At 27.1% G+C, this 8,524-nt stretch carries 10 protein-coding genes; 5 read left to right on the top strand and 5 right to left on the bottom strand.

The annotated features are described in order from the left end of the window. Window positions 1-564: 564 nt before the first annotated feature. The 4 genes from AJ884_RS06155 to AJ884_RS09960 are packed head-to-tail and all read right to left on the bottom strand — an operon-like array spanning window position 565 to window position 1,649. On the bottom strand, window positions 565-942 hold the full coding sequence (locus AJ884_RS06155; protein WP_044780706.1) for a hypothetical protein: 378 nt from the start codon (window positions 940-942) through the stop codon (window positions 565-567). A 38-nt stretch (window positions 943-980) separates the two neighbouring features. Beyond that, on the bottom strand, window positions 981-1,271 hold the full coding sequence (locus tag AJ884_RS06150; protein ID WP_251820977.1) for a recombinase: 291 nt from the start codon (window positions 1,269-1,271) through the stop codon (window positions 981-983). Window positions 1,272-1,305: 34 nt separating this feature from the next. Then, window positions 1,306-1,440 (bottom strand): helix-turn-helix domain-containing protein, encoded by a 135-nt coding sequence (locus tag AJ884_RS06145; protein WP_070233918.1) that lies wholly within the window; start codon window positions 1,438-1,440, stop codon window positions 1,306-1,308. A gap of 47 nt (window positions 1,441-1,487) precedes the next feature. Then, window positions 1,488-1,649 (bottom strand): hypothetical protein, encoded by a 162-nt coding sequence (locus tag AJ884_RS09960; RefSeq protein WP_162842084.1) that lies wholly within the window; start codon window positions 1,647-1,649, stop codon window positions 1,488-1,490. Between the two features lie 979 nt (window positions 1,650-2,628). Here AJ884_RS09960 and AJ884_RS06140 point away from each other — a divergent pair. From AJ884_RS06140 to AJ884_RS06135, 3 genes are read left to right on the top strand one after another with little or no spacing between them, the layout of a single operon-like run. Further along, a complete protein-coding gene (locus AJ884_RS06140) occupies window positions 2,629-3,810 on the top strand; it encodes a DNA methylase (RefSeq protein WP_261660561.1) in 1,182 nt (393 codons plus the stop codon). 2 nt (window positions 3,811-3,812) lie between these two features. After that, entirely contained in the window at window positions 3,813-4,088 is a 276-nt protein-coding gene (locus AJ884_RS10115) for a hypothetical protein (RefSeq protein ID WP_261660560.1), read from the top strand. Next, window positions 4,081-4,272 carry a hypothetical protein gene (locus tag AJ884_RS06135; RefSeq protein ID WP_002779581.1) on the top strand — a complete coding sequence of 64 codons (192 nt, stop codon included), beginning with the start codon at window positions 4,081-4,083 and terminating at the stop codon, window positions 4,270-4,272. The genes AJ884_RS10115 and AJ884_RS06135 overlap by 8 nt, the downstream gene beginning before the upstream one ends. A 690-nt stretch (window positions 4,273-4,962) precedes the next feature. Here the strand turns inward: AJ884_RS06135 and AJ884_RS10035 are convergent. Continuing rightward, complete coding sequence (locus tag AJ884_RS10035; protein WP_002807115.1) at window positions 4,963-5,133, bottom strand: hypothetical protein; 171 nt, start codon at window positions 5,131-5,133, stop codon at window positions 4,963-4,965. A 208-nt stretch (window positions 5,134-5,341) separates the two neighbouring features. On the opposite strand from AJ884_RS10035, the gene AJ884_RS06130 reads away from it, so the two are divergent. Beyond that, the gene (locus tag AJ884_RS06130) at window positions 5,342-5,773 is read left to right on the top strand and encodes a hypothetical protein (RefSeq protein ID WP_070286466.1); all 432 of its coding nucleotides are present in this window, start codon (window positions 5,342-5,344) and stop codon (window positions 5,771-5,773) included. 1,227 nt (window positions 5,774-7,000) lie between these two features. Then, the gene (locus AJ884_RS06125; RefSeq protein WP_070286465.1) at window positions 7,001-8,008 is read left to right on the top strand and encodes a DUF3825 domain-containing protein; all 1,008 of its coding nucleotides are present in this window, start codon (window positions 7,001-7,003) and stop codon (window positions 8,006-8,008) included. Window positions 8,009-8,524: the final 516 nt, after the last annotated feature.

Here is an 8,524-nt window from a genome sequence, read left to right as displayed (position 1 = left end):
TTTAAAAGAGAAGTTAGAACATATGTAATTATTCTTGCTGCTTTAATGTTTATTTTACAGCCTACAATTTTTGATTTAATTTTGTCTATCTTTAAATCATTTCTAAGACAATAAGGTTTTTAACTTTTACTTTCGTTAGTGTCTTTATCATTGATATAATGAGCTACTAAAACCAATGTGCCAAAAATAAGAGTGATAGCACCAATTAAAATAGCTATATTATAACCATCCATTTTTTCTCCTTTTTTCAAAAAAAGTTCAATCTTTAAGAAAGATTGATGATAATGCAACTACCGTTAAAATTAGCAAACTTTCGATGAGAATAATAAAAGCTCTACTATCGCCTGTTTGTAAACCATAAAGACTATTTATAAACAATCCTATGCCAATAGATTCCATGAATATTAAGATTGCTTTTGTGGGTATTTTTGTAAATATTACTATTTTTTTGAAAAAATCCTTCTTTTTTCTCCTTATCTTATAACAAAAAAATGCTAAAAGTCAAGGGATAAAATATCCCACCTTAGGGTTAAGTTACACTAGATTGTTTCTAGTGTGAGAATATTATTTTAAATGTTTTACCATAAAGTCCATTATTGCCCAAACACTTGAAATTATAGTGGCAATGCTAACAACACAAGCTCCTAGCCAATAGATTCCTTGCTGTTTTAATGAACTTTCCATTCGTTTGATTTCAGCTTCAAGTCCTTTAGTCTCAGATTGGAATAAATCCTTGCTAACCAACTCATTTCTTATTTGCTCAATGGCTTCTTGCTTTAAATTCCCAAAATTAAGCCTTTGCGTTGTTGCTCTATCATTAGCAAATTCTTCAAAAGCTTGAATGAGCTTTTTAGCTTGATCAGTATCTGAAAAAATACTTTTCAATAATGTTTTAAAGCTCTCATTGAGTGTAATTTCTTTTTTCATGGCATATCCTTGCATACTAACTCCTAAATTATAACATATTTTCATGTGCGCTCTTAGGCTACATTTCCAATTTGCTTCCACCATGTTTTTTTCTCAGAGTGAAATCTATAACCTAATTGCTTGATTTTTTCATTTAAACCATAGGTATTTCCTACAATCCAATAATAACCATCTTCATTTTTCACTTTGAGTCCCAAAGATAACAAAACTTGTCTTTCATCTTCGCTAAAAGTTGTAGCGTTTGATTGTGAAAAGTTTTGTGAGAAATCAACTTTCTTTTTGTTTTCATGAGTATTGTTTTGGCAAGCTTCAATATCGATAATAATATTGCTAGTTTCAGTCATTCCAACGCCCATTTCTTCAGAAGAATATAATCCACTAAGTTGGAATTTTACCACTAGCCCAAGTATTTATTGTAGAAGCAGAGACATCTAATTGTCTTCCTAATTCAGTTTGAGTAGTGTTTAACTCTTTACAAACTTCTTTAATAATATTTTCTTTCTCTTCTGTCATGCTAATCCTTTATTTTAGATTAATATTTTTTAGTAATAATTTTTTCATTACTTTTCAGAAATGAAAGGATTTAGCTCATTTTTTGAGTTTCCCTGTCTTAGTGCAGGGATTATTATATTTTCTACTATTTTATTTTTAATCATTTCAAAATCTTTGTCATTGATTTTTCCTATGTAAGTTTTTATCCTTTTAGTATCAAAAACTCTCATTTGTCCTAAAAGTGCAACTTGTAAAGTGCCTTTATTGTCCTTAAATTTGTGAAATAAAAAGCCTTTTTTTGTTTTTAGTCTTAGAACTTAAAGGTGCGCCTAAAAATGTGCCATTATAAAAACTATTTATTACCAAAACAGGACGCGTAAAAAACTCATTTTTACCTTAAACTTCAGCACCAATATTTAAACCAATGCTAAGCCAATAAATCTTTTTTTACACTAACTTTTCTGATTAATTTTACTTTGTTTAAGCTCTTTTTTCGTTCGTTCCAGCTGTCAAATTGCACTTCGTTCATTTTATTCCTTTATATCTTTTGGCATAATGCTATGTAATGCTGTAAGCAGAAGTTTTATCTTTAAATATTTCTTTTCTATATTTTTCTAAGTTTTTTCATTGTTTCTCCTGTCTTTTTAAAAGATTTGTTTTTCAACTAATTTTCTCTTTCTTTTTTTAATTTATTGGTATTTTGGTTTATGATTTATATAAAAAGCAAGATCCTTATTATAACAGTTTCATTTTTTTAAATAGCGAAAAATGAAAGGAGTGATAAAGATTTTGAGATTTTTCCATGTATAAAATAAGGCAGATTTTTATTTTATCAATAGCAATTATTATTAAAAAAAATAGCAGAAAATTTCATTTGCCTATATTAATGTAACTTTTTATTACAATCAGCATTTTCAAAAAACTTTATCATTATTTCAGCTTAAATTTTATCATTTAAAATTAAACTTGATATAAATCTTTTCGTATACTTTGCTCGCTCGATTTAAATATATAAAAGCATAATATTGAGTAATACTATGTAATTTTAAACAAGGCATGGTTTTTGATAAAATTTTTAGATGAAAAAATCTACAAGCTTGATTGTTTTATTGATTAATTCCAAAACAAGAACCAAAAATTAACAATCTTAGTCTATTAAAATTCTTTTTATACAATTAAAAAATAATTATTATATACAAATGTGAAAATATGGATAATACGCAAAAATATGCAGCTATAGATCTTAAGTCATTTTATGCTTCTGTTGAATGCATTTTAAGAAAATTAGATCCTCTAAATACCAATCTTGTAGTTGCGGATGAAAGTAGAACCGAAAAAACAATATGTCTTGCGGTATCTCCCGCATTAAGATCTTATAATATATCAGGCAGATTAAGACTATTTGAACTAATACAAAAAGTAAAAACAATCAATTACAAGCGCTTAAAAATTGCTAAATATTTCAGTGCAAAATCATACAATCATCTTGAACTAATAAATAATCCTAATTTAGAACTTGATTACATTGTTGCAAAACCTAGGATGTCAACATATATAGACTATAGTTCTAAAATCTACAGTATTTATTTAAAGTATTTTGATCCAAAAGACATTCATATTTACTCCATTGATGAAGTATTTATTGATTTAACTCCTTATATCAAACATTATAAGCTATCTGCTGACAAACTCATTGAAAACATATTATTTGAAATTTTAAAAACAACTCAAATAACAGCAACTGCAGGAATAGGAACAAATCTTTACTTAGCAAAAATTGCAATGGATATATTAGCCAAAAAACAAAATATTAATAAAGATGGACTTTGCATAGGGTATTTGGATGAAATGCTTTATAGAAGAAAATTATGGCAACACACGCCCATAAATGATTTTTGGCGTATAGGCAAAGGATATGCAACAAAACTAAAAAGCATAGGCATTAACAATATGGGAGATTTAGCAAGATACTCTCTTAATAACGAGGATAAACTTTATCAAATTTTTGGAGTAAATGCTGAGTTATTAATCGATCATGCTTGGGGGTTTGAAAGCTGTACAATGCAAGCTATTAAAGAATATAAAAGCAAACATATCTCTAAGGTAATGGCTAAGGTTTTGCCTAAACCTTATAGTTTTAAAAAAACTAGAGATATGCTTAAAGAAATCGTCGATCATATGGTTCTTGAGCTAATTGAGCAAAATTTAACATGCAATCAAATCGTTTTAGATGTACAATATGATAAAGAAAGCTTAGAGAAGGTACAAAGCTACAAGGGTCCAATGAGTAAAGATTCTTATGGAAGATCTATTCCAAAAAATGCACATTCAACAATCACAATTTGGATTACCACAGCTCTTCCTTGGAAACTATTTGCAATAAAGGTTTAGAATTGTTTGATTTAATAGTTAATGCTGATTTTTTAATTAGAAAAATAAGTCTTACTCTTAATAATGTTGTAAAAAATGACACGATAAAAAAAATTAAAGAACCCAGTCTTTTTGCCGACATAGAACAGAAGGAAAATAAAAATTTTATAAAAGAAGAGAAATTACAAAAAGCTAGACTCGCGATTGTTCACAAATATGGAAAAAAATCTATTTTTAAAGCCTCGAGTCTTGAAAATGGCTTAAAAATTAATTCGCAAATAGGAGGACACAATGCCTAATAACCACGATGATATTATTAATATTAAATACAAAAAATCTACAAAATATCCTCTTATGCCATTAGAAAAAAGAGCGGCACAGTTTGCTCCATTTTCAGTGCTTAAAGGATTTGATGAAGCAATTGAAAAAAAGAAAAAAGAAATGGAAAGAAAGCTTGAAAAGTCTATCTATATAAACGAGTAATCATGTTTTTATGAGAAAAATATTTTAGATATAAAAATCAATTAAAAACAAGTAAAAAAATAAGTATTTTTTAAATAGTGTATTTTTTATACCACTTTTATCTCTATATATTTTAGACTTAAAATAAAATTAATTAAAATTAGTATTAAAATTTTATCTTTTTTTTCTGTGAATTTTCATATAAAAAATATTGTTTTTTAAATGATTAAAAAAATAAAAAAATTATCTTGTACTTTTCACGAGCAAAAATTCAAAGAGAAAATTACAGCAAAACTATATTTATTTTGATTTATTTTTTTGTTTTTTTATCTATCATTTTTTATTTTTATTTTTATTTTTTTACCTATCTTTACTCTAAAATTTTTGTAAATTTTTCAATTAAAAAATACTCCAAATCCAAACCCACAAAAAGACAAAAATAGTTTTAATTAAGCATTAAAAAGTCTAGCCTTTAGCAAGAGCATTTTTATACCTATCCTAAAGCAAAGAATGCCTATAAATTGGAGATTTATAGTATTTTTAGAATGAAATTTATTTTTCTCAAAAAAAGGGTGTTAAAAAATTTTATACCTAACATTCATTAATTTCGTTAATAATATTGCCATTTTTGTACCTAACCTAAAGTATTTTTAGCCCCTGAAATAGAAAAGTATTCTTCTCACCCTTTATCACCTCATTTATTCCCCTTCTTTATCCGCTACATTTCATTGAATAATTTTCATCATTTATCCCCTCATTTATCACCCCCTTTATACCCCATCTCCCATTCCTCCCTATCTTGCATTCTACGCATTCAAATCTCATCTTAACGCTATCCTTAACACAAATCCTTATAGCCTTTATACTCATTCTTTCTCTCATTTATCACCTCATTTATCACCTCATTTATTCCCTCATTTATTGCCTTATTTATTGCCTCATTCTTTCTCATTTACTCCCTATCTTTGCCATTTTTTAAACATATTTCTAGCATAAACTTTCCCTGATATATAAAAATACTCATTTCATACCCAAGTTAAATAAAAATACGGTTTAATTCCACAAAACTACCAAATACATAGGAGCATTTATGCCTAAGACAGATACAAAACCAAACACAAAAAACCGAATATACAAAGCTATAGAGACTTGGTTTACCAAAATATACCTAAACAAAATAATCCACAAAGAGAAAAACGACAAATTATTTATCAATATAACTAGCTGTCTAGCATTCATACTCTCAATCTATGGCAAAACAGATGAAAACAAAAGCAAAATGACACCTGCTGTTATGGCTTATATCAAAAAAACAAAAAACACTTTTATTGCCAAACTAAAAAGAGTTAAAAACCATGAGAGCATTATCGATTTACAAGCCAAATACCCAAAGCTTGATATAGTTTCAGCCTATCAATTCCTAACACTCAAAGACAAATTCAAAATCACCAAATCAGAAATCCAAGATTTTGAAACACTAATCGATATTCTTTCAAAAAACGCCCAAAAATCAAAAAAATAACCCTAAAACGATAAAAACCATTAAAAAAATCATTTTAGCCTTTTAAAGGCTAATTCTGTCATTTTAAACCCTATATCCATTCAAGATACCCACTTGCAATCAAAAAAACACAAAAAAACCTACAAAAATCGCAACACAAAACAAAAACCACAGCCCATTTCAAAACTGCAAAGCATTTTTGAAAATTCGCAAGAACTTCTAAAATAAGCCCTAGCTCTCATATTATCGCTATAAATCAAGCACAATCAAAAATACACGCCATGAAGAAAATTTTGTAGTTTTTAGCTCTAAAGTCTATTTTTGCCAAAAATCTTACACAATAACTCGATTATCAATAATGCTTAAAAACCTACAAAATAGATATTTTAAAAGCTTTTTACAAATCGCAAAATGTCGGTAAAACATTAGCATAATTTGCCTACAACAATAAGATTTAAACGCCTATATTTAGGCTATATTATTGCATTATGCCCATTGGCTCAACTTTTTACATTTTTTTCAAAAAAAGCAAAAGAACCTAAAAATAAGGGTTTTAACATAATAAGCCCTAAATATTGATATTTTATTTTTTATTACACTTTTTAGTATATTTTTTCAACAATAAAAATTAAATTAATATTAAAAACCCTATAAAATAGTATTTTAAATAAACTCTTTTTTGTAGTTAAGTTGTAATAAAGTTACACTCAAGTTGTAATAAAAATAACATTAACTACATATTAACTACACTTTTACTTCAAAAAACATGCAAATTTTCACATTTTTGTAGTTAAAGTGTAGTGAAAGTGTAATAAAGTTGAACTCAAATTGTAGTTAAGTTGAAAATAATTGTAATAAAGTTGAATTCAAGTTGTAATTATGTTGTAGTTAAGTTGAAAATAAAATGCAGTTTATCAAGTAGCGTTTTTTTGCACTCAAGTTGTAGTTATGTTGTAGTAAAAGTGTAGTTAAGTTGAAATAAAAATTTACATAAACATAAACTATACTTGAAGTAAAGTTGTATTAATGTGTATCACATATTGAAATAAAATTACATATTGCTTGAAAACAACTTGTAATATATGTATTTTATTTAGTTGATTTGTAATTAACTCGCAACAACTTATATTTTAACTCCAACAGGGAAAGTAATAGGCACTCCTATTGAAGGAGCGGTTGATTCTGACATACTTTTTGGACTATTGAAAGGTTTAGAAGATTATAAGAAAGGACAATTAGGTTTTTAGCGTGGAAAAAAACATAGAAAAATTAATTTTGGAAGCCTATGAAGATAGTAAGACTAAATTTGACCATGTTACTACAGGACATATCAGTCAATATTTGAAAAGAAAATATGATTTAAAAATCAATTGTAGTAAGGCATTAATAGAAGCAGGTTTTGATCTTGAAAAAGATGAAAACGAACCTTCTTTAGTTTATGTAAAAAAAGCTACCACAAGAAACAAGACTTCAAATCGTGATCAAATTCAAAACAAAGTTGAAGAGAAACCTTTGTTGTTTCAATTTGCCTATTTTCCAAATTTTCTAAATACACTCCAAGAGCTTTCTAATATAGCTCAAAAAGAATTTTGGGGAAACGGAAATAATATTTTATTTTCTTATCTATTTAAATATTTTGAGTTCATTTATGAAAATAAAAGCTATCCTGATATTATTACTTATAATAAAGACAAAACAAAGGCATGTTTCAATACAGGTTTGTATAGTACAGGTGTTTTTCCAATATTTGCATACTTTGAAATTCAAGAAAACGGAGGATATGTTTTTAGAAAATTTTGTTCTAATGGAGATAGAGTTTTAGATGATTTAGAAATACCTAAATCTTTAAGCGATTATGATACATTCAAAAATGAAATCATTTTTGACAGTAAATTGGATTTTAGGGTAAATCATTTGCATCTTTTTGAGAGAAAAGAGCGATTACCTGAAATTGTGAAAAAACTAAATGATAGGTTCATAGGACACATTATTAATGGTGAATTGAAAATCATCAAAGATAATTATAATCTTCAAAAGATGATTATTCCTGCAGCTTATAAGCAAAGGGTAGTTTTATACATTCCTTTGAAACTTCAAGAAGAATCAGTTGATACGATAGTTGTAGTTGAAAAAGAAGAGGTAAAAAACGAACAGTATTACGCTGTGAGAACTATACTAAATCCGCATGATAATATTTACAAAACTGCAAGAGTTCTTTCAATAGTTGAATCTGAATGGGTAAAAAACACCATTTGAAAGTGAAAACATTGGTAAAATAGGCTTTTAAGATAAGTCATTTTACCATGTAAACAATTAACAAGAGACTAAAACCCTTTTCTTCGAATTATTTTCTCTTTTGAAATTTTACCATGCAAACAATTAACAAGAGACTAAAACCTTTGCAATTATTAAAACAAGTTTGAAATAATTTTACCATGTAAACAATTAATAATAGGCTAAAACAAAATTTTTGTAAATTAAAACAATTACAAAAAAATAGAAAAGATTGGCAAAAAATTAGAAAAGCAAAAAACAAGATTCGCTATAATAAAAAATCCGCTTTAGAGCTGCAACTCTAGCGGAAAATTACAACAAAGGCTAACTATGAAACGACATAGTAAGCGTTTTGTGAGATTATACCTAAATTTTAGGTTTTTTAAGCTTAAAGTTGAAGTATTTTTCTAACAAAACCGCAGGGGCAGAAAAGCCCCTTGCCTTTGTTAGTACATGAAACTACAAATTCTCATTCATTTTTCCAAGTTAAATAAAAAA

Origin of the sequence: Campylobacter sp. BCW_6463 (genome assembly GCF_001762785.1) — a bacterium.
Taxonomy (GTDB): Bacteria; Campylobacterota; Campylobacteria; order Campylobacterales; family Campylobacteraceae; genus Campylobacter_D; species Campylobacter_D jejuni.
This window is presented reverse-complemented; position numbering and strand designations above follow the sequence as displayed.